This is a genomic window from Rossellomorea sp. RS05 (assembly GCF_039822645.1).
GTDB lineage: Bacteria > Bacillota > Bacilli > Bacillales > Bacillaceae_B > Rossellomorea > Rossellomorea marisflavi_B.
Genome location: NZ_JBDKWY010000008.1, coordinates 32435 through 57114 on the forward strand (window position 1 = coordinate 32435; position 24680 = coordinate 57114).

Sequence of the window (24680 nt, forward strand, 5' to 3'; positions counted from 1 at the left end):
TCGGTAGTCTTATAGACTATTAATCATATAACTTGTGATCAAAGGGGGATTTCTGTGAAAAAGAAAGGTTGGTTATTGGGTGCATCGTCCATGCTCCTCGGGATGATGATTTTATCGGGTTGCGGTTCATCAGAAAAAAGCGGTAGCGATGGCGATGGAAAGAAGGAATATGTAATCGGGGTCAGTCAGATCGTCGAGCATCCGTCACTTGATGCAGCTTACAAAGGGTTTAAGAAAGCACTGGAAGAGAACGGATTCAAAGAGGGTGACAACGTGAAATACGATGTTCAGAATGCCCAGGGTGATCCGAATAATTCCCAGACCATCGCCAAAAACCTCGTCGGGGACGGGGTGGACCTTATTTTCGCCAATTCAACACCGAGCGCGCAACATGCTCTGAATGCGACCAAGAAGATCCCCATTGTGTTTACATCGGTGACGGATCCCGTCGGTGCTGAGCTGGTGAAATCATTCGAGGAGCCGGGGGAGAATATCACGGGTACATCGGACAACCATCCCGAAGCGACCTCCAAGACGATCTTTTTTATCACAGATGAACTGAAAGCGAAGAAAATCGGGGTGATCTACAACTCTGGTGAACAGAACTCCGTCGTGCAGGCCAAGGAAGTGAAGAAGCTTGCTGAGGAAAAGGGAGCGAAGGTCGTGGAAGCGTCTGTATCCACTTCAGCGGAAGTGAAGCAGGCGACTGAATCGCTTGTAGGCCGTGTGGATGCCATCTACGTCCCGACGGACAATACGGTGGTCTCAGCACTTGATGCCGTCATCGGTGTCGCCAATGATAAAGATATTCCGCTCTTCGTCGGGGAACTTGATTCCATGAAAAAAGGTGCGGTAGCCGCCAGCGGATTTAGCTATGAAGATCTTGGATATGAAACGGGCCTCATGGCCGTTAAGATCCTGAAGGGCGAGAAGAAACCGTCTGAGATCAGCGTCGAGTATCCGAAAGATTTCAAGCTTATGATCAACAAGAAAGCAGCCGAAGAGCAGGGTGTCGAAGTAAAGGATGCCTGGAGTGAACTCGGAGAATTCTACGAAGAGTGATAGAAAGGATGATTCAAGATGCCAACGGCCATATTTGCCTCCTTTGAATCCGGGATCATTTACGCCATCATGGCCCTCGGAGTCTACCTGTCCTTCAGAATATTGGATTTCCCTGATCTGACAGTGGACGGGAGCTTCGTGACGGGGGCAGCCGTTGCAGCGACGATGATCGTGGGCGGAGTGAATCCCGTCGCTGCAACGGTCACTGCCATGGTGATCGGCTTCGTCGCAGGATGTATAACAGGGCTTCTCCATACATTCGGAAAAATCAATGCACTCCTATCCGGAATCCTCATGATGATTGCTCTTTACTCTATCAATCTGAGGATCATGGGCACGTCTAATGTGTCCCTATTGAATGAAGATACGGCTTTTACGGGGATCACAGGTCTGGTTGGATCCCTTGGAATCGACAGGGCACTGAATGGTATCTGGAATGCTGTCGGATTGGGAGAGCCACTCCCTGATACGTGGGCGGTCCTCCTGTTCATGACGGTCGTGACGCTGATGATCAAGTTTTTGACGGATGCGTTCCTCAAGACAGAAGTCGGTCTTGCCCTCAGGGCGACCGGCGATAATCAGCGGATGATCCGGAGCTTCTCTGCCAATACGAACCTCATGATCATCCTTGGCCTCGGGATTTCCAATGCGCTTGTGGCCCTGTCCGGGGCACTGATTGCCCAGTACAGCCGCTTCGCAGATGTCGGGATGGGGATCGGGATGATCATCATCGGTCTTGCATCCGTCATCATCGGGGAAGCCCTTTTCGGTACCAAATCCATTGCAAGGACGACACTTGCCGTCATCGGCGGGGCCATCATCTACCGTCTGGTTGTCTCCATGGCCCTTCGCGTAGACTTCCTTGAAACGGGGGACATGAAGCTGATTACAGCGACGATCGTCATCCTCGCACTCGTCATGCCGAAAGTCATGGAGAGATATAAGGACAGGAAACGCAAGGCTAAGCGCATGGCCGAGAGGATGAAGGCCGTTCCGGTCTCGGAAGGAGAGGGTGGCAGCAGTGTTACGATTAAATAGGATCCACAAGGTCTTCAACGAAGGAACACCGGATGAAAAAATCGCCCTTGATGACATCCAGCTTTCCCTGGAACCGGGCGATTTCGTCACGGTGATCGGGAGCAACGGGGCCGGAAAGTCAACGCTCATGAATATCGTCTCTGGGGTCATGATACCGGATGTTGGAACCGTCCACATCCAGGATCAAGATGTATCGAAAGTGTCGGAGTACCGGAGATCGAAGCTCATCGGACGAGTCTTCCAGGATCCGATGGCAGGCACAGCCCCCTCGATGACCATCGAAGAGAATCTTGCCATGGCATACTCGCGGAATCGCACAAGAGGCTTCAGGCTCGGAGTCACGAAGAAGAGGAAGGCCTACTTCAAGGAAGTACTCGAGAGTCTTCATCTAGGACTAGAAAATCGGCTCAATGCTAAAGTCGGGTTGCTATCAGGGGGGGAGCGTCAGGCGCTATCGTTGCTCATGGCCACCTTCACGGAGCCGTCGATCCTACTCCTCGATGAGCACACGGCAGCCCTGGATCCGGCACGTGCTGATCTGATCACGAAGCTGACCCGGCAAATTGTGGATCAATACGCCCTGACCACCCTTATGGTCACCCATAATATGCAGCAGGCCATCGATTTAGGGAACAGACTGATCATGATGGATAAAGGACAGATCATCCTTGAAGTGAATGAACAAGAGAAGAAGGGCTTGACCGTTGAAGGACTCCTTCACGAGTTCCAAAGGATCCGCGGCAGCAAGCTTGCCAGTGACCGGGCCCTTCTCTCGTAACGAAAGCCGGCCTATACAGGCCGGCTTTTTGGTGCGAGTCGAGTTGTTTGCCCTTCAAATGGAATAGGCGTAATCTACTAGTAAGGACAGGAAATTCATCCCTGCCCGGTTCTGGTAAACCATCAAGAATAGGAGAGATTTCAAAATGAAACGTTTTGAAGGCAAAGTAATCTTGATCACTGGGGCTGCATCCGGACTTGGACATGCTGCGGCCATGCAAATTGCATCAGAAGGGGCAAAACTATCACTCGTAGACCTGAACCAAGGTGGTTTGGAAAAAGTAAAGCAATCCATTCTTTCTTCTTACAGTGAAGCGGACGTATTATTGATCGAAGCGGATTGCTCCGACGAAAGCGCCGTGAAGAAATACGTCGATGAAACGGTGGAACACTTCGGTCAAATCGACGGATTCTTCAACAACGCAGGAATCGAAGGGAAGCAGGATCTTACAGAGGAATACGGTACGGATGAATTTGAACGTGTAGTGAACATCAACTTGAACGGTGTCTTTTACGGCATGAAATATGTACTGAAAGTCATGAGGGAGCAGGGCTACGGTTCCATCGTCAATACGGCATCTGTCGGAGGAATCCGCGGTGTCGGCAACCAATCCGGCTATGCGGCAAGCAAACACGGCGTAGTCGGAATGACCCGCAATTCCGGTGTGGAATATGGTCAGTACGGAATCAGCATCAAAGCCATCGCACCAGGTGCCATCATGACACCGATGGTCGAAGGCTCCCTCCGCCAAATCGGAGGCGATGACTGGGAAGCGGCAGGCAAGGAATTCGTCAGCGTCAACCCAATGAAACGCTTCGGAAAACCCGAAGAAGTCGGATACCTCGTAGCCTTCCTGCTATCCTCCCAAGCAGACTTCATCAACGGAGCCGTCATCCCGATCGACGGCGGACAATCCTATAAATACTGATCAACAAATAGAATACTAGCAGTAAAAAACAAGAATGATGGCCAAGCCCACATTCTTGTTTTTTTATGTTTAAAGAAGAATCAGCAGGAAGTGGATAGAGAAATATACCTGATGGGGTTCTTTAAATTGGTTGATTGCAGTATTAGTATTCCATGAGTTTTTCAAACACGCAGATGTTACCTAAGGCTGAATATCCAATAAAATATGCTCCATCAAAAAAGCAATTCCTACTCATTAGAATCCCAGAGTGGATTGAAGCGGAAGGAGCCTGACTCCAGCGGAAAAGGAGCATGATCGAGACCCCGCAGGCACGAGGAGGCTCGACATGCTCCCCGCAGGAAAGCAGGCACCTGAAGTGGAAAGGAACGGTCTCCTGTTCAATTTAGTCACATAAAGAATACCTGTCCAAGGTCAATCTTATTCCCTTTAAGAACAGTAGATAAAAAGAGAATACATTCATCCCACCACTATTAAAATATCCAAATGCTTTGCCTGTTCCACAACGAACCAAAAGAATTTTTAATTTTAACAATTTATTGACTATTTATAAAACAAAATGTTATTATATCGTTGAATTAACGTTATACTAATATCCATAATGCAATCGTTTAAAGGAGGAAAGCGATGAAGTCCGGATTGACCGTTGGGCACACGCTTGAAATCATCATCGATGTCACACCCGACATGCACGCAAGCTTTGAAGGGGAAGTGGTTCACCCGGTCTATTCCACCGTCCAAATGGTCTATCACATGGAATGGGCATCCCGTCAAATCATCCTTCCTTTCCTGGAAGAAAAGGAAGAAGGGATGGGGGCCGAAGTAAAAGTAGTGCACCGTGCACCAGCGCGGACGGGAACCCGTTTGAGCATTAAGGCCACCGTGACCCGAATGAACGCAAAAGGTATCTGGACTAAAATCATGATCCGCCGGGAGGAAACGGACTCCATTGTAGGAGAAGGAGAAGTGAGGCAGGTTGTCCTTCCGAAACAAACAATCGCTGAACGTATCGGGACAGATTGAAGACGATAAGGGGGAACTCGTATGGCAAGCCTATCTGATAAAATGAAAACGTTTACAAAAGAGACGGAGGTCAGGGGGATGGACATGTTCGATCAGATCAAGAATCATGAACAGGTCCTGTTCTGCAACGATGAAGAGACCGGTTTGAAAGCAATTATCGCCATACATAATACCACTCTCGGACCTGCTCTCGGCGGGTGCAGGATGATGCCGTATGCCTCAGTGGACGCGGCATTGAACGACGTACTCAGATTGTCGAGGGGGATGACATATAAATGCGCGGCAGCAGACGTGGATTTTGGTGGGGGAAAAGCGGTTATCATCGGTGATCCGACCAAAGATAAACATCCGGAGCTATTCAGGGCATTCGGGCAATTCGTCGAATCCCTTCAGGGCAGATTCTACACAGGCACGGATATGGGCACGTCACCGGATGATTTTGTCCACGCCTTGAAGGAAACCAACTGCATCGTAGGGGTCGACGAAGTATATGGTGGAAGCGGCGACTCTTCGATTCCGACAGCCATGGGCGTCATCTATGGACTTGAAGCCACCAACGAAACCATCTGGGGATCAAGGGATCTTCACGGGAAGCGCTATGCGGTCCAGGGGCTGGGGAAAGTCGGATTCAAGGTCGCGGAACGTCTCCTTGAAGAAGGAGCCAATCTGATTGTGACCGATATCAGTCATCACTCTGTGGAAAAACTGCAGTTGAAAGCAAAAGCCCTCGGAACGGCAGTGAAGGTCGTCAGCGGAGACGAAATCTACTCAGCGGATGCCGATGTGTTCATCCCTTGTGCCATAGGCGGGATCCTGAACGACGAGACCATCGGACGGTTAAAGGTGAAAGCCGTAGCCGGTTCTGCCAATAATCAGCTCCTTGATCACAGACACGGGATGTCCCTTCACCAGAAAGGAATTCTGTACGCACCTGACTACATCGTCAACGCAGGGGGGCTGATCCAGGTAGCAGATGAACTCTATGAACCTAACAAAGAACGCGTCCTCCAGAAAACGGGAGCCATCTATAACAGCCTCCTCAATATCTACACCCAATCAGAAAACGAACACATCACCACCGTCCAGGCAGCAGACCGCTTCTGCGAAAACCGTATCCAAACCAGAACCAAACGAAACAGCTTCTTCACCCACACCAAACGCCCAAAATGGAGTGTAAGGAAGTAAGAAAAGCGTAGGCGGCTCGCCCTGGGGCGACAAGCATAAGGCAGAATCGGCGGAAGGGCATGGTCTTGGCCCTTTTGACGATTATGACTTATGACCTCGAGCCCCAAGCCGCTGGAGCTAGACAGAAAGAAAAGCGTAGGCGGCTCGTTCTGACCCGACAAGCATAAGGTGGGATCGTCAGAAGGGCATGGTCTTGGCCCTTTTGGCGGTCATGACTTATGACCTCGAGGGTCAAGCCGCCGTAGCTAGACAGAAAGAAAAGCGTAGGCGGCTCGCCGCCCTAAGCAAAAACCAATAGTAAAAAGAAAACCTATCAACCTGACATTCTTGCAATCATCAAAACACCCAAAATAAAACAATGGGGACGCATCCCCATGAGAGAGGTGAGGGAATGATCGAACAGTTTCCGATCGTTCAAGTGCTGAATCCCCATGGGGAGTTGAGCCCCGACAGTGAGAAAGAGGTGTCCGAAGGGTTGGCGAGGACGTTCCTGCGCCACCTTATCCGTATCCGGACGTTCGACCGCAAGGCAGTGAGTCTTCAACGGCAGGGGCGTATTGGCACCTATGCCCCTTTTGAGGGCCAAGAGGCTTCCCAGGTGGGGAGCGCCATGGCCCTGCATGAAAAGGACTGGCTTTTTCCGACGTACCGGGATCATGGGGCGACCATGACCTTTGGGCATCCGCTGCTTCAGATCCTTCTGTTTTGGAAGGGGCGGAATGAAGGCTGTGTCCCTCCTGACGGAAAGAATATCTTTACTCCTGGCATCCCGATTGCGACACAGCTTCCTCATGCGGTGGGGGCGGCATATGCCGAAAAGAGGAAAGGGACGGAGAATGCCGCCATCGCGTATTTCGGTGATGGAGCGACATCCGAAGGAGATTTCCATGAAGGTCTTAACCTAGCGAGCGTATGGGGGGCTCCCGTGGTCTTCTTCAACCAGAACAACCGCTATGCCATTTCGGTACCGATCCACAAGCAGATGAAGACGAAGACGATTGCTCAAAAGGCCCTTGCATATGACATCCCGAGTGTCAGGATCGACGGGAATGATGTGTTCGCTGTTTATTTTGAAACAAAGAATGCATTGGAGCGGGCGAGGAGAGGGGAAGGACCAACGCTTATTGAAGCTGTGACGTGGAGGTACGGTGCTCATACGACAGCAGATGATCCCTCGAAATACAGGGATCAGGGAGAGAGCGATGTGAAAAGAAGGGAAGATCCGATAGACAGGCTACAGCGCTATATGGAGAAAAAAGGCTGGTGCGATGAGGAGTGGCTGGATTCCGTAAAGCTGGAGTATGCCAAGGAGGTCGATGCGGCTGTTGCGGATCTGGAACAGTATCCTGAGCCGGACCCGTCCTTGATCTTTGATCATGTATTCGAAACACCGACTTGGCCCGTCCTTCAGCAGAAAGAAAGATTGCTTTCACATCTGAAGGGGGGATCAAGATGAGTATCATGACAACAACCAAAACGATGACGATGGTACAGGCGATCACGGACGGCCTTCGAGTCATGTTGAACGAACGGAGTGATACCCTGCTCCTTGGGGAGGATATCGGGACGAACGGCGGGGTCTTCCGTGCAACGGATGGCCTCCAGGCAGAGTTCGGTGAAGATCGGGTGCTCGACACACCCCTGAGTGAGGCCGGATTCATCGGTGCTGCGATTGGAATGGCGGTAAATGGATTCCGCCCTGTAGCAGAGGTCCAGTTCCTCGGATTCATTTATCCCGCTTATGAGCAGATCATGACACACGCAAGCCGGCTGCGCTCAAGAACGCTCGGGCATTATACATGCCCCATGGTCATACGGGCCCCGTACGGAGCAGGTGTCCGGGCACCTGAGATCCATTCCGATAGTACGGAGACGCTGTTCACCCATATGCCGGGCATCAAGGTCGTGTGTCCTTCAACTCCCCGGGAGGCAAAGGGGTTGTTGATTGCGGCCATTGAAGACCCGGATCCGGTCTTATTCCTTGAGCCCATGCAGTGCTATCGGTCGACACGTGAGGAAGTACCCGAGGGGAAGTATACGGTTGAAATCGGTAAAGGAAGGACCGTCCTTGAAGGGGACGATGTCACGGTCATTGCATGGGGAGCAATGGTGAAGGTGGCAGAAGAGGCAGCGAAGAAGGCAGGGGAAAAGGGGATTTCATGCGAGGTACTCGATATGAGGACGCTGTCTCCCTTGGACAAGGATCTTATCACCGAATCTGTCCAGAGGACAGGGAGGACCGTCATCGTCCATGAAGCTCACGCCACAGGGGGTGTAGGCAACGATGTCCTTGCCATCATCAACGACTTTTCTTTCCTCTTTCAGAAAGCTCCTGTGGAGAGGGTGACTGGATTCGATACGCCTGTCCCCTATTTTGGATATGAAGACTATTATCTGCCGGATACGGGCCGCGTCCTCGAAGCAATTGAGAGAGCAGCGGCATTTTGAAAGGAGGGAGCCAATGGAGGTCAAGCTGCATGATATAGGAGAAGGTATGACCGAGGCGACAATCAACGCCTTCTTGGTGGGGGTCGGTGAACAGGTGCGTGCGGATCAACCGCTGGTGGAAGTTCAGACAGACAAGATGACAGCGGAAATCCCGGCACCGGCCAATGGAATCATCAAAGGGTTCAATGTAAAGGAAGGGGATACGATCCGCGTCGGTGAGACGGTTTTGATCATGGGCTCCGGCAAGGCGTCGACAGCGCCCAAACGGGCATCCTTGGCCACGGCACAAAAGACCAGGATCATGGCATCCCCCTTCACGAGAAAGCTGGCGAGGGAAGCAGGAATCCCCCTTGAAAAGGTGCGGGGATCCGGTCCGGCGGGAAGGATCATGGATGAGGATATCCACTCTCACCTTCAAGTGGAACCACCCCCTCAGGAAACGCCTGTGCGGACTGAGGCAGACAGCATTCCATTCAGGGGAAGGCGAAAGCAGATTGCTTCCAAGATGGTCCGGTCAGTCAGGACCATTCCTCACTGTACCCACTTTGAAGAGATTGATGTCACGGAACTCCTCGCGTGGAAAAGGGATGTGCCAGACGTTTCAATGGGTGCATTCTTCATCAAAGCGCTGTCTATTTGTCTGAAAGAATTCCCGATTTTTAACGGACGGCTTGATGAAGAACAGGAGTGCGTCCACCTTCAGCATGCCCATCATATAGGAGTAGCGGTCGATACGGAGGAAGGGTTGATCGTACCGGTGATCCGTCATGTGGAAGAGAAGACGCTGAAGGACATTCAGAAAGAACTCAAGGCACTGACAAACAAAGCGCTGAATCAAACGCTTACCGTCAAGGAGGCATCAGGGGGGACATTCACAGTGAGCAATGTCGGTCCCCTCGGAGGTTCGATCGGTGCAACGCCGATCATCAATGAACCGGAAGTGGCCCTCATATCCTTCCATAAAACGAAAAAGCGGCCCATGGTCAATGAGTCGGATGAAATTGTGATCCGGTCCATGATGAATGCATCCATGTCTTTCGATCACCGAGTGGCAGATGGAGGGACAGCCGTAAGGTTCACCAATCGACTGCGGGATTTCATTGAAAAACCGGGGATCCTGCTGATGGAGATGATATAGATGGTAGTTGGCGAAATGGTTGAAAAACGTGATCTGATGGTCATCGGTGGAGGTCCTGGAGGCTATCACGCCGCGCTTCGTGCCGCCCAATTGGGGAAGCAGGTCACCTTGATCGAGCAGGGGGAGATCGGTGGAGCCTGCCTGAATGAAGGCTGCATCCCATCGAAGATCCTGACCCATTTTGCAAGTGAGTTCCGAAAGCAGGGGCATCTTCAGAAAATGGGCATGGTGATGGGGGAAGCGTCCATCGATCTTGCCAAGCTGAAGTCGTTCAGAGAAGAAAAGATCAAGGGCCTGCGGGCAGGGGTGGAAGGGTTGCTTCGTTCAAGAGGAGTCGAGGTGATCAATGGGACCGCTTCGTTTCTATCAGAGAACCGGATCGGGATCGAAAGCGGTCATCAGTTCTCCCTTTTTGAATTCAAGCAGGCCATTGTCGCGATTGGTGGAAAGATGGTGTATCCGCCGGGTATCAGTATGGAATCCCCATTTGTCCTGACAGAGCGTAAGGCACTGACCATGACCGAGATACCGGAGGGATTGATTGTATCCGGTCATGACTATGTGGCCATTGAAATAGCTGCTGCATACGCGGCCCTTGGAAGCACAGTCACCCTCTTGATGGAGGGGAGACTGCCCTTTGATCAGTCCATTGAGCGCGAGATGAAAAGGCTTCTGAAAAAACAGAAGGTTTCTGTCGTTACCGAAGTGACGATTATGAGCGTTTCGGACGATGGAGGAGTGGAAGTGGATTATGAAAGTTCTGCCGGGACGAGGCAGGTAAATGGAACCCATTTAGTCCTGTGCGGGAAGTCAGAGGCAGATCTCTCCCGTGCAGGACTGGACCGGCTGCCGCTTGAGTGTGAGGGGGGCAAAATCAAGGTCGATGGGGAGGGGCGCACGTCGATTCCCGGCGTGTGGGCTATAGGAGATGTGACCCCCGGACCAGGGCTTGCCATAAAAGCAATCAAGGAGGGCAAGGTGGCAGCGGGAGCGATTGCTGGGGATAAGGGGGAAGTTGACCTGGAGTGGCTTCCTGCCATTGTCCAAATGCATCCGCCCGTCGCCTGTGCGGGCTGGAGTGAAGAAGAAGCGGAGGACCGTGGATACGAAGTAGTCTGCAGTGAGTATCCTTTCAGAGCCAATGGATTTGCAGGATTGAAAGAAGAGACGGACGGAATGATCAAAATCGTATCGGAGAAAGGGACTTCTCTGATCCTTGGTATCCATATGATCGGATCGGGGGCTGTCGAACTGATCTCCACGGGTGTGCTGGGACTTGAAATGGCAGCAAGGGCAGAGGATTTCACCTTCCCTCTCTATCCGCATCCGAGCAGCAATGAAGCCCTGATGGAAGCCGTCGAGGAACTCACGGGGCATGCCGTGCACCTGCAGAGGAGAAGGAAAAAGGCAGTTCAATAAATCAGTTGCTTCACTACAGAAAAGCGTTCATGCTTCACATGCCACTCTTGAGAAGAAAAGAAAAAGAGCATACGATAATAATCAGAAAAATACAAAATCGGAGGGATCGTTATGGAAAAGATGGATAAGAAGCCAATGAAGACCGAAGAAATCTTCCCGGTAAGGGATGTCGATTATCTTGAATATTTCACAGGGAATGCCAAGCAGGCGGCCCATTTCTTTTGTACAGCGTTTGGATTCAAAACAGTCGCATATTCCGGACTTGAAACAGGTAACCGCGATACCGTCTCTTATGTCCTTCAGCAGAATAAAGTAAGACTTGTTGTGACGGGGAGCCTTCACGAAGGCAGTCGTGTAGCGGAATTCGTCAGGAAGCATGGGGATGGAATCAAGGATATCGCCCTTATGGTGGATGATGTTGAAAAGGCTTTCAAAGGTGCGGTGGAGCGTGGTGCCATTGAAATCATGCCGCCGGAAACACTGGAAGATGCAGATGGGAAGCTGAAAAAAGCGGTGATCGGTACATACGGAGAAACGATCCATACCTTGATTGAACGGAAGGATTACAACGGGATCTTCATGCCGGGGTATGAAAAAGCGAACTCTTCCAGAACAGAGCGTGATGCGGCGATCATCGCCGTCGACCACGTTGTGGGAAATGTCGAACGCATGGAAGAATGGGTGGAGTACTACGAGAAGGTGATGGGCTTCAAGGAAATGCGCCATTTCTCCGATGAGGATATCACGACAGAATACTCTGCCCTTATGTCCAAAGTGATGCACAATGGCGGCAGGATCAAGTTCCCGATCAACGAGCCGGCTGAAGGAAAGCGCAAATCCCAGATCCAGGAGTACCTGGAGTACTACGGCGGTCCAGGGGTACAGCATATCGCCGTTCTGACAGAGGATATCGTGAAGACCGTCGGGATTCTGAAGGAGAACGGTGTGGAATTCCTGAGCACACCGGATTCCTATTACGATATGCTGTCTGAGCGTGTGGGAGAAATCGATGAAGAAATTTCTCAAATCAAGGAGTTAAACATCCTAGTGGATCGAGATGATGAAGGGTATCTTCTCCAGATCTTTACGAAGCCGATCGTGGATCGTCCGACTCTTTTCATTGAGGTCATCCAGCGCAAAGGGGCAAGGGGATTCGGTGAAGGAAACTTCAAAGCGTTGTTTGAATCAATCGAAAGAGAGCAGGAGCGACGCGGAAATCTCTAAATAATGAGCTTGACCTTCAATTCGAGAAAATCAGATAAAGAGATATAGAGATATAGAGAAAACAAGCAAAAAAAGAGATAGATGATCAAAGAGGGAATAAAAAGGGATCGAGAATAATAGGGGATCAACAAACAGAAAACGGGCTGGCCCAAGAGCTTTTCGATGGGATCCGGACATCTCCTGCATCCGTGCAGGAATCGGTCGGGATCACGTTCTGAAACTCGGGGTCAGCCCTATTAAAAAGAGGGGGCAGGCTGATGGTGATGAAGTTCAAGACGAGGGAAGTCCTTACAAAAATCGATCCGTATGTTCTTGGGAAATCGACTGTCGAATTACAAAGGGAGCATGGTCTCGGGTCCATTTGCAAGCTATCGGAAAATGAAAATATCCACGGCTGCTCCCCGAAGGTCGTCAGCTGGTTGAAGGAAGGGAATGGGGAGCTCTTCCTTTACCCGGACGGTGCGGCCACTGAACTTCGTAAAGAGGTGTCTGAATTCCTTGGGGTGCGCCAAGGAGAGCTTGTATTCGGAAATGGGTCGGATGAAGTGATCCGGCTTCTCTCCAGGGCCTATATCAGTGAAGGAGACGAAGCCATCATGGCCGATGTCACCTTCCCCCGCTATCATACAAATGTCTTCCTCGAAGGCGGAAATTCGGTAAGGGTGCCCCTGGTGAACGGAGTCCATGACCTGGCCGGGATGAAGAATGCCATCACTGATCGAACCAAACTGATCTTCATCTGCAATCCGAATAATCCCACAGGAACCATCGTCGGGACTGAAGAACTGCTGTCCTTCATTTCAGCCGTTCCCTCACACATCCTTATGGTATTGGACGAAGCGTACGTGGAATACGTGTCAGACAGAAATCACCTCGACACGCTCCCGCTTTTGAAACGCTTCGAAAATCTGGTGATCCTGAGGACTTTTTCAAAGATTTATGGTCTGGCGGGACTCAGGGTCGGCTTCGGAGTCATGAATGAGGAGGTAGCCGGACAGCTCCTAAAAGTGAAGGATGTCTTCAATGTGAATGCACTGGCCCAAGGAGCAGCCGTCAAGGCTATCCACGATCAAGCGTTCATCGGGAAGTGTGCTTCGTTGAATGAAGCGGGCCGTTCCTATCTTGAGGGAGAATTTCACAGACTTGGGCTCGCGTACTTCCCTTCCCAGGCGAATTTTATCATGGTGGATACGGGGAAGGATGGGAATCTCATTGCCGGTGAATTGGCGAAGAAGGGGTTCCTGGTCAGGTCCGGGGTTCTTCTTGGCTATCCCGAGACCATTCGCGTGACAATCGGAACCGAACAGGATAATCGTGCTTTCGTCAAAGCCCTTGAATATGTGCTGGGGAGGAATATAAGTGGATATCAAGCCTGATCAGCTCCCATGGCAGGAAGCATATAAACTGGTCATCGGGTCCATCCTTCCGAGACCGATTGCATTTGTTTCCACCGTGGATGAGGCGGGACATGCAAACCTCGCTCCGTTCAGCTTTTTCACGGCAATCAGCGCCGATCCCATGCTGGTCTGTTTTTCACCGATGCGAAGAGGCACCGATGGCGGGAAGAAGGATACGATGTTGAATATCGAAGCGACGAAGGAATTTGTGATCAATATCGTCAGTGAAACGTTTGTAGAACAAATGAACGACTGTGCGAAGGAATATGCACCTGAAGTAGATGAGTTCGAGGCAGCCGGACTTGGGAAGAAGCCATCGGTTACCGTGGCTCCCCCTGCTGTTTCGGAAAGCCGGGTCCAGTTGGAATGCAGCCTGCAGGACGTCCTGCATTTCGGGGACCACCCAGGCGCAGGAAGCCTCGTGATAGGAAAAGTGCAGTGCGTGCGACTGGATGATGAGCTGTATGATGCAGGAAGAATCGACTCATCCATGCTTGAGCCTGTTGGGAGGATGGCCGGCCAAACCTACACGAAGCCCCTCGCCGATACATTCGAATTGATCCGGAAGAGGTGAGAGGGAAATGAAGTTAGTGAGTTTTCTAGTGGGGGATGAGATAAGGGCAGGACTCGTAAATGGAGACAGGGTGATTGATCTCCATCAGGCGAGCGGCGGCCGTTTACCGAAGGAGATGAGGCGGCTGATCGAATTGGGTGATGAAGGCATAGCGCTCATGCGCGAGCTCTCCGCCCTTACAGGGGAATATGCTCTCTCGGAGCTATCCCTCGTGGCTCCCCTGCCTGATCCAGTGAGCATTCGTGATTTTTATGCGTTTGAGGATCATGTAAGGAATGCCCGGCAGAGAAGGGGCCTTGCGGTCGTACCGGAATGGTATGAGATGCCGGTCTTCTACTTCACCAATCATATGAGTGTCTCAGGACCGGATGCGCCCATCACGGTTCCGAAAGGGAGCGCATGCTTGGATTACGAACTTGAAATTGCCTGCGTTATCGGTCGCAGAGGTAAAGACATTCCGGTTGAACAGGCAGAAGACTATATCTACGGCTATATGATCATGAACGATTGGAGTGCAAGGGACCTTCAGCGTGAAGAGATGAAGGTGGGTCTCGGGCCGGCGAAAGGGAAAGACTTTGCCACCACATTTGGTCCGTACCTTGTGACGAGGAACGAATTGGAATCATACCGGGAAGCGGACCGTCTCGACTTGGAGATGACCGCAACAGTGAACGGAGTCCTTTTATCAAAGGGGAATTACAAAGAGATCCATTACACGTTCCCCGCCATGATTGCTAGGGCATCTGAAAATGTCATGCTCATCCCTGGGGAAGTGATCGGGTCGGGGACCGTCGGCACAGGCTGTCTGCTCGAGCTTGGTGAGGAAGTCCACCCCTGGCTTGTACCCGGTGATGTTGTCGAACTTGGGATCACAGGTCTCGGAATCTTGAAGAATACAATCAGTGCAAGGGAGGAAAGGGATCATGTTTTATCGCCGGATGGGGACGATCCCCCACAAGCGTCATACGATGTTCAAAAAAGATGACGGAAGTCTCTACCGGGAGCAGGTGATGGGGACGAAGGGGTTCTCCGGGACCCAATCAATCCTTTATCATCACCATCTCCCGACTGCGGTTTCGGAAGCATCCTACGAGGGTAGCTACCTGCCTGAGTTTGAAGAGGGGGGGGCCCTTCACCACCGCCACTTTTTCACGGATTCCATCGAGAAGAAGGGGGACGCCCTGAACGCCAGAGAATACCTTCTTGGGAATAGTGACCTCCTTATCGGTACTGCATCTGTGACGGATGCGATGAGTGATTTTTACCGTAACGGTGATGGAGATGAGATGCTGTTCATCCATTTTGGAGCAGGGAAAGTAGAGACGATGTTCGGCACCCTTTCTTACGGGAAAGGCGATTACATCATCATACCGATCGGCACCATCCACCGAATCATACCCGAGGAAGAGACGAAGATCCTAGTAGTCGAGTCGTTCAGTCAGATCACGACTCCACGCAGGTATCGGAATGAATATGGCCAGCTCCTCGAGCACAGTCCATTCTGTGAGCGTGATCTTTCGGGACCGGAAGTGCTGGAATCCCGGGATGAAAAAGGTGAATATCGCGTCCTGACAAAGTCCCGCGGATCGATCCATGTCCATGTTCTGGACCACCATCCGCTTGATGTCGTGGGATGGGACGGCTATCTCTATCCGTGGAAGTTCAACATTGAAGACTTTGAGCCGATTACTGGCAGAGTCCATCAGCCACCGCCTGTGCATCAGACCTTCGAAGGGCATAATTTCGTCGTCTGCTCATTCGTCCCGAGGCTTTATGATTATCACCCAGAGGCCATACCGGCCCCTTACAACCATAGTAACGTCAACAGCGACGAGCTCCTTTACTATGTAGAGGGGAATTTCATGAGCCGCAAGGGCATCAAGAGAGGATCGATCACCCTCCATCCAAGCGGGATTCCCCATGGGCCGCATCCTGGAACGACAGAAGCGAGCATCGGGAAAAAAGAAACATTGGAACTCGCCGTCATGATCGATACGTTCAGGCCCCTGAAGATCGTGAAGAAGGCAAAAGATGTCGAAGATCACGCATATATGTATACATGGTTATAAAAGGAAAGCCGGTTCCAAACAGGAGCCGGCTTTTTATTTTATAGAGATTTTAAACTGACTGAGGGGGAGTCGATTCTCCATTTATTTCGTTAATCATAAATAAATGGGTTGTTCTTGTGCAACATGTCACAAATGGGAGTGTTCCCATTCGGTTTCATCCGGAAAGTAAAAAGAGTAGCGTTTCTTCTATTAGAGTATTAAAGTGGATCGATTCTCATTTGTGGGAGATTGTTGAGAATGGAGAGAGGGAGAGGGGTGTGATGAATGGTGTCTAAGGGTGTCATGAGCCCTGTAAACTCAACATCTTCGGGAAAAAACTATCAAGGATTTTTCAAGAACAAAAAATTATTTTTTTTTAGGTTCTATAAACATGATAAGGACAAAGATGAAAGCGTTACCATATAATCTGACAAATCTAAATTGTCTAATAATTTACCGAAATAGTGTTGACCTTCCCTTAAAACGGGAGTAACATTGTCCTCAATAAAATTTTTAATCGCATCAGAAAAGGTCAGTGGCGGTCTTCGCACCCATTTTTAAAAGGGGCCTGGACGTAAATAGATGTGTTAGAAAATTAATATTCCGAATAATCAAATAAATTTAATCGTGAAAGGAATGATGAACATGAGCGAGCAGTGGATTTACTTAGACGGTCAGTACGTAAAAAAGGAAGATGCAAAAGTATCTGTTTATGACCATGGTTTTCTTTATGGAGATGGAGTGTTCGAAGGCATTCGAATGTACGACGGCAATGTCTTCCGTCTCGAAGAACATGTTGATCGCCTTTACGATTCAGCCAAATCCATCATGCTGAACATCGAAGTCTCAAAAGAAGAGATGAGCAATATCATCATTGAAACATTGAAAATGAATAAACTTGAAAATGCCTATATCAGGGTTGTCATCTCCCGCGGAGTAGGGAATCTCGGATTGGATCCCTTCACTTGCAGCCATCCACAGATCATCGTCATCGCAGAACAGCTCGCCCTATTCCCGAAAGCATTGTATGACACGGGGATCGAGATCGTCACCGTGGCAAGCAGACGGAACCGTGCGGATGTTTTATCGCCGAAGGTCAAGTCGTTGAACTATCTGAACAATATCCTCGTAAAGATCGAAGCGAACCTTGCCGGTGTGAGTGAAGCGCTGATGCTGAACGATCAAGGGTATGTAGCGGAAGGATCCGCCGATAACATCTTCATCGTGAAGAAAGGAAAAATCCTCACTCCACCAGGTTATGTAGGGGCGCTGGAAGGCATCACACGAAACGCCATCATCGAAATCGCCCAGAAATCCGGTTATGAAATGAAAGAAGAAGTCTTTACACGCCACGATGTATATACGGCGGATGAAGTCTTCCTCACGGGTACTGCAGCAGAAGTCATCGCTGTCGTCAAAGTCGATGGACGTGTGATCGGAGACGGTAAACCGGGTGAATGTACAAATAAATTATTGCAACAGTTCAGGGACACTGTCACGCAGGATGGAAGAAAAGTTTACAAACAAAATGCTCAAGTCGGGTAAGTTGGAGGTGCTGATGTGCGTAGTGACATGATCAAAAAAGGAATCGACCGCGCTCCCCATCGCAGCCTGCTTTATGCGACGGGAGTCAAATTGGAAGACATGGAGAAGCCCTTCATCGGGGTATGCAACTCCTATATCGATATCATACCGGGACATATGCATCTCAATCACTTCGCAGCCGTGGTGAAAGAAGCGATCCGGGAAGCAGGAGGCATCCCGTTCGAATTCAATACGATCGGCGTGGATGACGGGATCGCAATGGGACACATCGGGATGCGTTATTCCCTTCCGAGCCGGGAGCTCATCGCCGATTCAGCCGAAACGGTCATCAACGCCCACTGGTTCGACGGAGTGTTTTACATTCCGAACTGTGACAAGATCACGCCAGGCATGTTGATGGCATCCGTTCGCACCAACGTTCCTTCCGTCTTCGTATCGGGAGGACCGATGGAGGCAGGTGTATCAAGCGAAGGAAAACCCCTTTCCCTTGTATCTGTTTTCGAAGGGGTGGGTGCCCATCAATCGGGCAGGATGACAGCCGAACAGCTTCTGGACATCGAGCAAAATGCGTGTCCTACATGCGGATCCTGTTCAGGGATGTTCACCGCCAATTCCATGAACTCCCTCATGGAGATGCTCGGGATGGCCCCTCCTGGTAACGGGACGATCGTGGCAACATCGGAAGAGCGCCACCAGCTCATCAAGGACGCTGCCAAGCACCTTGTGGAAATGGTGAAGAAGGACATCAAACCGAGGGATATCATCACGAAAGACACCATCGACGATGCCTTTGCCCTCGATATGGCCATGGGAGGTTCGACCAACACGGTCCTCCATACCCTTGCCATCGCCAATGAGGCGGAAATCGATTACGACATCAACCGCATCAATACCGTAGCGGAAAGGGTGCCATACCTGTCGAAGATCAGCCCAGCGTCCGATTATTCCATGCAGGACGTCCACAATGCCGGCGGAGTGAGTGCCATCATCAAGGAGCTGTGTGAGATGGGTGCGGTCCACAGCGACCGGATCACCGTTACAGGAAAGTCACTCTATGAAAATGTGAAAGATGCTGAAATCGTGAATGATGAAGTCATCAGGAGAAAAGATAACGCCTACAGTCCTGTAGGAGGGTTGTCTGTCCTCTTCGGAAATATCGCTCCGAATGGTGGTGTCATCAAGGTAGGGGCAGTCGATCCTTCCATCAAGACATTCATGGGCGAGGCCATCGTCTATGAATCGCAGGATGAGGCCCTTGCCGGGATCGAAAGTGGTGAAGTGAAGGAAGGTCATGTAGTGGTCATCCGCTACGAAGGACCGAAAGGCGGTCCAGGGATGCCGGAAATGCTCGCCCCGACAGCGGCGATCGCCGGGCGGGGGCTTGAGAAGAAAGTGGCCCTCCTCACGGACGGACGTTTCTCCGGTGCATCCCGTGGCATCTCCATCGGTCACGTATCACCTGAGGCTGCGGAAGGCGGCCCGATCGGGGTCGTGGAGAACGGAGATCCGATCTTCATCGATCTCACCAACCGTACCATCTCCCTCATGGTTTCAGAGGAAGAGCTCACCTTCAGACAGCAAGAGTGGGTCCAGCCCGCTCCTAAAATACGAAAAGGATATCTCGCTCGATATGCAAAGCTTGTCACATCGGCAAGCACAGGTGGAATACTGAAAACAGAATAAAGAAAAATCGGTGAAGAGGCAAAAGGATTGGGTTTTGTATTCACAGAGAGCTGGTGGTGCTGCGAACCAGTAATACAACCAATACCGACATCCCCTCTGAGTATCGTTCTGAACAGTGATTAGGAACGATCGAGTAGACTCTACTCGTTACAAAAACGAAGGCTGAAATTCTTCAGCCTGCTGAGGGAGATGAACGTCGTCTCTGAACTAGGGTGGTACCGTGGAAAGGAAGCAAACCTTTTCGCCCCTGCGAAAGATAAACTCTGTCGTAGTGGGTGAAAAGGTTTTTTTGTGTGATAGATTCATAAAAATCATGAAATGAAAGGGAGGAGATAGGCAATGAGAGCCAAAGTAGAGGCGGATCTGGCTTCACAGTCACTGGCAGAAAACATCAACGGTGCTGATATGCTCATGAAGGCGTTAAAGGAGGAAAAAGTTGAGATTCTGTTCGGGTACCCGGGAGGAGCGGTCCTGCCGATATACGATGCTCTTTACAAAGCCCCCATCAAGCACGTGCTGGCCCGCCATGAGCAAGGCGCCATCCATGCGGCTGAAGGGTATGCCAGGGTATCTGGAAGACCTGGTGTCGTCATTGCAACCTCGGGACCCGGGGCGACGAACCTTGTGACGGGAATCGCCGACGCCATGATGGATTCCTTGCCACTGGTGATCTTCACCGGGCAGGTCGCTTCCAACGTCATCGGAACGGATGCCTTCCAGGAAGCGGATGTGGTCGGGATCACCATGCCAATCACCAAACACAATTACCAGGTGAGGGACCTTGCTGATCTTCCCCGTATAGTCAAAGAAGCATTCCACATTGCTTCCACAGGCAGACCTGGTCCGGTCCTGGTGGACATTCCGAAGGACCTTACCGTTCAAATCGCCAGTCCGGCTGAGGAGCAGGAGATGGATCTTCCGGGCTATCAGCCGAATCTTCACCCGAACCCTTTGCAAATCAAAAAATTGATTGAAGCTGTGAAGCACTCACAAAGACCTGTGATCCTGGCGGGTGCAGGCATCCTTCACGCAAAGGCCTCCGAGGAGCTGAAGGAATTCGCTGAACATTATGATCTTCCTGTGGTCCATACGCTGCTGGGTCTTGGCGGATTTCCCGCCGATCATGCTTTGTTCCTTGGAATGGCGGGGATGCACGGGTGCTATACAAGCAATATGGCCCTTCATGAATGCGATCTCCTCATCAACATCGGTGCCCGATTTGATGACAGGCTGACAGGGAATCTGGCCACCTTCGCCCCGAATGCGAAAGTAGTCCATATCGACGTGGATCCGGCGGAAATCGGCAAGAATGTCGAGACGCATATCCCGATCGTCTCTGATGCGAAGCACGCTTTGGTCAAGATCCTCGAGCATGATGAGAGCAAATGTTACTTCGAGGAGTGGCATAGCCGATTGAAGGCCAATAAACAGGAATATCCGTTCTGGTACAACCGGGCAGAGGGAATCATCTCTCCTCAGAGGCTCATCGAACAGGTATATGAATTGACCAATGGTGAAGCCGTTGTCACCACCGATGTCGGCCAGCACCAGATGTGGGCGGCACAATATTACTCGTTCAAAAACCCGAATAACTGGGTCACATCTGGCGGACTCGGCACGATGGGATTCGGATTCCCGGCGGCAATCGGGGCGCAGCTTGCAGACAGGGAGAGGAAAGTCGTGGCGTTCGTAGGGGATGGAGGCTTCCAGATGACCCTGCAGGAACTGGTTCTATTAAAAGAGCTCGATCTCCCCGTGAAGGTGGTCATCCTGAATAACGGAACCCTAGGAATGGTGAGACAGTGGCAGGAAACATTCTACGAAGAACGGTATTCCCAATCGGTCTTCTCCCTGCAGCCTGATTTTGTGAAGTTGGCTGAATCCTACGGCATCAAAGGGTATCAGGTGAAGACCCAGGAAGAGGTTGAATCAGTCCTCAGGGAGGCGTTGACGAGTGATGAGCCGGCCCTCATCGACTGTTGGGTCAACCCGAAGGAAAATGTCTATCCGATGGTTGCTCCCGGCAAGGGATTACACGAAATGATAGGAGTGAAACCATGAAGAGGATCGTAACGGCCATCGTTCATAATCGGAGCGGGGTATTGAACCGGGTTACCGGGCTGTTCACTAAAAGGCAGTTCAATATCGAGAGCATCTCTGTCGGCTATACAGAGGTGGAAGGAGTCTCCAGGATGACCTTCGTCGTGAACGTGGAAGATGACCGCAAGATCGAGCAGCTCCTGAAACAGCTTCACAAGCAGATTGATGTCCTGAAGGTATCGGACATTACCGATCAGGGAGTGGTGGCGAGGGAACTTGCTCTCATCAAGGTGCTCAGCACAGGTCAAACACGATCTGAAATTAACGGAATTGTCGAACCATTCCGCGCCGCCATCATCGACGTCGCAAGGGACAGCGTGACGGTCCAGGTAACGGGGGAAACGTCGAAGATCGAAGCCATCATCGACCTCCTGAGACCATACGGAATCAAAGAGATTGCAAGGACTGGAATCACCGCTTTTGCACGAGGCAACAGCAAAAGCGTCACAGATATGAAGCAGTATACAATCGTCAACTAACCTATTAAAAATCGAGAGGATGAGAGAAATGGTAAAAGTATATTATAACGGTGACGTAAACGAAGAGGTTTTGAAAGGCAAGAAAGTGGCAGTGGTCGGATATGGATCTCAAGGTCATGCACACGCACTAAACCTGAAGGAAAGCGGATTTGATGTCGTAGTCGGTCTTCGTAAAGGCAAGTCATGGGATCAAGCGGTAGCAGATGGATTCGACGTATACTCCGTACGAGAAGCGAGCGAACAAGCGGACGTCATCATGGTCCTTCTCCCGGATGAGTATCAGCCGAAGGTGTATGAAGCCGAAATCAAACCGGCCCTTTCAGCGGGCAAAGCCCTCGCTTTCGCTCACGGATTCAACATCCATTTCTCTCAAGTCGTTCCTCCGGAAGATGTGGATGTATTCCTAGTAGCCCCTAAAGGTCCAGGGCATCTTGTGCGACGCACATTTGAAGAAGGCGCAGGTGTACCGGCACTGTTCGGCGTGTATCAGGATGTGACGGGGAATGCTCGAGGCGTAGCCCTTGCGTACGCAAAAGGAGTGGGAGCAGGACGTGCAGGAATCCTCGAGACATCCTTCCAGGAAGAAACGGAAACCGATCTATTCGGTGAACAGGCTGTTCTGTGCGGGGGGCTGACATCCCTTGTGAAAGCAGGGTTTGAGACATTGGTGGAAGCAGGCTATCAAAAAGAAGTTGCCTACTTTGAGTGTCTCCATGAGCTGAAGCTGATCGTCGATCTTATGTATGAGAAAGGTCTCGAAGGAATGCGCTTCTCCATCTCCGATACTGCCCAGTGGGGTGATTTCGTTTCCGGCCCGCGTGTCGTGAATGAGGAAACGAAGGCGCGGATGAAGGATGTACTCACCGACATCCAGACAGGTAAATTTGCAAAGGGCTGGATCCTTGAAAACCAGGCAAACCGCCCAGAGTTCAACGCCATCAACAAGCGTGAAAGCGAGCATCCGATCGAAGTGGTCGGCAAGGAATTGAGGGCCATGATGCCATTCGTACAGCAGAAATCCTCCAAAAAAGAGAAGGAAGTGGTCTCCAGTGCGAACCATTGATATTTTCGATACAACGCTACGCGACGGTGAACAATCGGCGGGTGTGAACCTCAATACGCTTGAAAAGATCGAGGTGGCAAAGCAGCTGGAGCGCTTGGGAGTCGACGTCATAGAGGCCGGCTTCCCGGCTGCCTCCAAGGGTGACTTCGACGCAGTGAAACGGATCGGCGAAACGATCAAGAACAGCTCGGTGACCGGTCTTGCCAGAGCCCAGCAGCGGGACATCGATGCTGTATGGGGGGCACTGAAGAATACGGCGGAGCCGAGACTCCATGTATTCCTAGCCACATCGCCGATCCACATGACCCATAAGCTCAAGATGTCGCCGGACCAAGTGGTTGAAACAGCGGTACAGGCCGTGAAATATGCGAAACAGTTCTTCCCGGTCGTCCAGTGGTCGGCAGAGGATGCTTGCCGTACCGATCTTGATTTCCTTGTCAGGATCATGAAGGAAGTCATCGATGCAGGAGCATCCGTCATCAACCTTCCCGATACGGTCGGCTATATCACGCCTCAGAAGTACGGAGAAATCTTCAAATATGTCAGGGAGAATGTTCCGAATATCGACGGGATCAAGCTCTCCGCCCATTGCCATAACGACTTGGGGATGGCGACGGCCAACTCCCTGGCAGCGATCGAAAACGGAGCCGATCAGATCGAAGGGACGATCAACGGAATCGGAGAGCGGGCAGGAAATGCAGCCCTTGAAGAAATCGCCGTCGCCCTTCGGATCCGTGAAGATTTCTACAGTGCAGGGACGCGCCTGAAGCTTGATGAAATCAAGAAGACGAGTGCCCTTGTCAGCAAGCTTACTGGAATGAGGGTACCGGCAAATAAAGCGGTCGTCGGGGATAATGCCTTCGCCCATGAGTCCGGGATCCATCAGGACGGCATGCTGAAAGAAAAGACCACCTATGAAATCATCACACCGGAATTGATCGGGAACAGCTCGACCCGCCTCGTCCTCGGAAAGCACTCCGGACGTCATGCCTTCAAGAATAAGGCATCGGAGCTCGGATTCGAGCTGACGGATGAAAAGTTGAACGAAGCATTTCACGCGTTCAAAGAGCTTGCAGATAAGAAAAAAGAAATCGTGGATGATGATCTGTTCAGCATCCTGACGAATAAACAAACAGAAATGGTAGAAGGAGTCGGGTTCAGTCTTGAAAGGATGCAGGTGCAGTATGGGATGGACAATATCCCTACTGCAACGATCGAGCTGAAGCTTGAAGACGGAAGCGTCACCCAGCTTGCATCGACCGGTTCTGGCAGCGTGGAAGCCATCTATAATACAATCGAACGCATCCTTCCGGGGACATCGAAGCTGCTTGACTACCGGATCAACTCCGTCGGCGGTGGCCGGGATGCACTCGCCGAAGTCTATGTCCATCTGGAATATGAAGGTGCAAAGACAAGCGGAAGGGGAACGGCACAGGATGTACTCGAGGCTTCGGCCCGTGCCTACCTCAATGCCGTGAACCGACTGGCCCAGAGGAAAGCATCATCTGACGTAAAAGAAGCGGTGGAAGTAAGTTCGTAACAACATAACAG

General features: G+C 51.1%; 21 protein-coding genes. All 21 read left to right on the top strand.

All coding sequences use genetic code 11. The features are described 5' to 3' along the window. Window positions 1–90: 90 nt before the first annotated feature. Window positions 91–1062 carry an ABC transporter substrate-binding protein gene (locus ABJ225_RS17785; RefSeq protein WP_238284371.1) on the top strand — a complete coding sequence of 324 codons (972 nt, stop codon included), beginning with the start codon at window positions 91–93 and terminating at the stop codon, window positions 1060–1062. Window positions 1063–1080: 18 nt separating this feature from the next. Next, complete coding sequence (locus ABJ225_RS17790) at window positions 1081–2100, top strand: ABC transporter permease (protein WP_347321246.1); 1020 nt, start codon at window positions 1081–1083, stop codon at window positions 2098–2100. Next, entirely contained in the window at window positions 2084–2878 is a 795-nt protein-coding gene (locus ABJ225_RS17795) for an ABC transporter ATP-binding protein (RefSeq protein WP_048005724.1), read from the top strand. Before ABJ225_RS17790 ends, ABJ225_RS17795 begins: the two co-directional genes overlap by 17 nt. A 145-nt stretch (window positions 2879–3023) precedes the next feature. Beyond that, window positions 3024–3806, top strand: a complete 783-nt coding sequence (locus ABJ225_RS17800; RefSeq protein ID WP_079514695.1) for an SDR family oxidoreductase — start codon at window positions 3024–3026, stop codon at window positions 3804–3806. A 624-nt stretch (window positions 3807–4430) separates the two neighbouring features. Further along, window positions 4431–4826, top strand: a complete 396-nt coding sequence (locus ABJ225_RS17805) for a thioesterase family protein (RefSeq protein ID WP_056532755.1) — start codon at window positions 4431–4433, stop codon at window positions 4824–4826. Window positions 4827–4904: 78 nt separating this feature from the next. Further along, on the top strand, window positions 4905–6011 hold the full coding sequence (locus ABJ225_RS17810; protein ID WP_290032731.1) for a Glu/Leu/Phe/Val dehydrogenase dimerization domain-containing protein: 1107 nt from the start codon (window positions 4905–4907) through the stop codon (window positions 6009–6011). Window positions 6012–6402: 391 nt separating this feature from the next. Further along, window positions 6403–7467 (top strand): pyruvate dehydrogenase (acetyl-transferring) E1 component subunit alpha, encoded by a 1065-nt coding sequence (pdhA, locus tag ABJ225_RS17815; protein ID WP_148985974.1) that lies wholly within the window; start codon window positions 6403–6405, stop codon window positions 7465–7467. Further along, on the top strand, window positions 7464–8459 hold the full coding sequence (locus ABJ225_RS17820) for an alpha-ketoacid dehydrogenase subunit beta (RefSeq protein ID WP_148985975.1): 996 nt from the start codon (window positions 7464–7466) through the stop codon (window positions 8457–8459). Before pdhA ends, ABJ225_RS17820 begins: the two co-directional genes overlap by 4 nt. A 13-nt stretch (window positions 8460–8472) precedes the next feature. Continuing rightward, on the top strand, window positions 8473–9597 hold the full coding sequence (locus ABJ225_RS17825) for a dihydrolipoamide acetyltransferase family protein (protein WP_148985976.1): 1125 nt from the start codon (window positions 8473–8475) through the stop codon (window positions 9595–9597). After that, window positions 9598–11016, top strand: a complete 1419-nt coding sequence (locus ABJ225_RS17830) for a dihydrolipoyl dehydrogenase family protein (RefSeq protein ID WP_347321247.1) — start codon at window positions 9598–9600, stop codon at window positions 11014–11016. It abuts the gene before it with no gap. A gap of 120 nt (window positions 11017–11136) precedes the next feature. Continuing rightward, the gene (gene hppD, locus ABJ225_RS17835; protein WP_481900638.1) at window positions 11137–12240 is read left to right on the top strand and encodes a 4-hydroxyphenylpyruvate dioxygenase; all 1104 of its coding nucleotides are present in this window, start codon (window positions 11137–11139) and stop codon (window positions 12238–12240) included. A gap of 257 nt (window positions 12241–12497) precedes the next feature. Beyond that, entirely contained in the window at window positions 12498–13616 is a 1119-nt protein-coding gene (gene hisC, locus ABJ225_RS17840) for a histidinol-phosphate transaminase (RefSeq protein ID WP_347321249.1), read from the top strand. Next, the gene (locus ABJ225_RS17845) at window positions 13600–14211 is read left to right on the top strand and encodes a flavin reductase family protein (protein WP_347321250.1); all 612 of its coding nucleotides are present in this window, start codon (window positions 13600–13602) and stop codon (window positions 14209–14211) included. Before hisC ends, ABJ225_RS17845 begins: the two co-directional genes overlap by 17 nt. Before the next feature lie 7 nt (window positions 14212–14218). After that, the gene (locus tag ABJ225_RS17850) at window positions 14219–15196 is read left to right on the top strand and encodes a fumarylacetoacetate hydrolase family protein (RefSeq protein WP_347321251.1); all 978 of its coding nucleotides are present in this window, start codon (window positions 14219–14221) and stop codon (window positions 15194–15196) included. After that, entirely contained in the window at window positions 15135–16280 is a 1146-nt protein-coding gene (locus tag ABJ225_RS17855) for a homogentisate 1,2-dioxygenase (RefSeq protein WP_347321252.1), read from the top strand. The genes ABJ225_RS17850 and ABJ225_RS17855 overlap by 62 nt, the downstream gene beginning before the upstream one ends. A gap of 624 nt (window positions 16281–16904) precedes the next feature. Continuing rightward, a complete protein-coding gene (gene ilvE / locus ABJ225_RS17860) occupies window positions 16905–17804 on the top strand; it encodes a branched-chain-amino-acid transaminase (RefSeq protein WP_053428812.1) in 900 nt (299 codons plus the stop codon). A gap of 15 nt (window positions 17805–17819) precedes the next feature. Then, a complete protein-coding gene (gene ilvD / locus ABJ225_RS17865; RefSeq protein ID WP_056532783.1) occupies window positions 17820–19487 on the top strand; it encodes a dihydroxy-acid dehydratase in 1668 nt (555 codons plus the stop codon). A 339-nt stretch (window positions 19488–19826) separates the two neighbouring features. Beyond that, entirely contained in the window at window positions 19827–21548 is a 1722-nt protein-coding gene (gene ilvB / locus ABJ225_RS17870) for an acetolactate synthase large subunit (protein WP_347321253.1), read from the top strand. Then, the gene (ilvN, locus tag ABJ225_RS17875) at window positions 21545–22066 is read left to right on the top strand and encodes an acetolactate synthase small subunit (protein WP_048005708.1); all 522 of its coding nucleotides are present in this window, start codon (window positions 21545–21547) and stop codon (window positions 22064–22066) included. Before ilvB ends, ilvN begins: the two co-directional genes overlap by 4 nt. A 28-nt stretch (window positions 22067–22094) precedes the next feature. After that, window positions 22095–23129, top strand: coding sequence for a ketol-acid reductoisomerase (ilvC, locus tag ABJ225_RS17880; protein WP_218245077.1), 1035 nt, complete (start codon window positions 22095–22097; stop codon window positions 23127–23129). After that, complete coding sequence (locus ABJ225_RS17885; protein WP_218245078.1) at window positions 23116–24669, top strand: 2-isopropylmalate synthase; 1554 nt, start codon at window positions 23116–23118, stop codon at window positions 24667–24669. Before ilvC ends, ABJ225_RS17885 begins: the two co-directional genes overlap by 14 nt. Window positions 24670–24680 lie beyond the last annotated feature (11 nt).

Bases quoted from the DNA above. Each gene is read 5' to 3' on its own strand.
- ABJ225_RS17820 (WP_148985975.1), top strand. From the start codon at position 7,464: ATGAGTATCATGACAACAACCAAAACGATGACGATGGTACAGGCGATC.
- ABJ225_RS17805 (WP_056532755.1), top strand. From the start codon at position 4,431: ATGAAGTCCGGATTGACCGTTGGGCACACGCTTGAAATCATCATCGAT.
- ABJ225_RS17825 (WP_148985976.1), top strand. From the start codon at position 8,473: ATGGAGGTCAAGCTGCATGATATAGGAGAAGGTATGACCGAGGCGACA.
- ABJ225_RS17800 (WP_079514695.1), top strand. From the start codon at position 3,024: ATGAAACGTTTTGAAGGCAAAGTAATCTTGATCACTGGGGCTGCATCC.
- pdhA (WP_148985974.1), top strand. From the start codon at position 6,403: ATGATCGAACAGTTTCCGATCGTTCAAGTGCTGAATCCCCATGGGGAG.
- ilvB (WP_347321253.1), top strand. From the start codon at position 19,827: ATGAGAGCCAAAGTAGAGGCGGATCTGGCTTCACAGTCACTGGCAGAA.
- ilvN (WP_048005708.1), top strand. From the start codon at position 21,545: ATGAAGAGGATCGTAACGGCCATCGTTCATAATCGGAGCGGGGTATTG.
- ABJ225_RS17810 (WP_290032731.1), top strand. From the start codon at position 4,905: ATGGACATGTTCGATCAGATCAAGAATCATGAACAGGTCCTGTTCTGC.
- ilvE (WP_053428812.1), top strand. From the start codon at position 16,905: ATGAGCGAGCAGTGGATTTACTTAGACGGTCAGTACGTAAAAAAGGAA.
- ilvC (WP_218245077.1), top strand. From the start codon at position 22,095: ATGGTAAAAGTATATTATAACGGTGACGTAAACGAAGAGGTTTTGAAA.
- ABJ225_RS17830 (WP_347321247.1), top strand. From the start codon at position 9,598: ATGGTAGTTGGCGAAATGGTTGAAAAACGTGATCTGATGGTCATCGGT.
- ABJ225_RS17855 (WP_347321252.1), top strand. From the start codon at position 15,135: ATGTTTTATCGCCGGATGGGGACGATCCCCCACAAGCGTCATACGATG.
- ABJ225_RS17850 (WP_347321251.1), top strand. From the start codon at position 14,219: ATGAAGTTAGTGAGTTTTCTAGTGGGGGATGAGATAAGGGCAGGACTC.
- ABJ225_RS17790 (WP_347321246.1), top strand. From the start codon at position 1,081: ATGCCAACGGCCATATTTGCCTCCTTTGAATCCGGGATCATTTACGCC.
- hisC (WP_347321249.1), top strand. From the start codon at position 12,498: ATGGTGATGAAGTTCAAGACGAGGGAAGTCCTTACAAAAATCGATCCG.
- ABJ225_RS17785 (WP_238284371.1), top strand. From the start codon at position 91: ATGCTCCTCGGGATGATGATTTTATCGGGTTGCGGTTCATCAGAAAAA.
- hppD (WP_481900638.1), top strand. From the start codon at position 11,137: ATGGATAAGAAGCCAATGAAGACCGAAGAAATCTTCCCGGTAAGGGAT.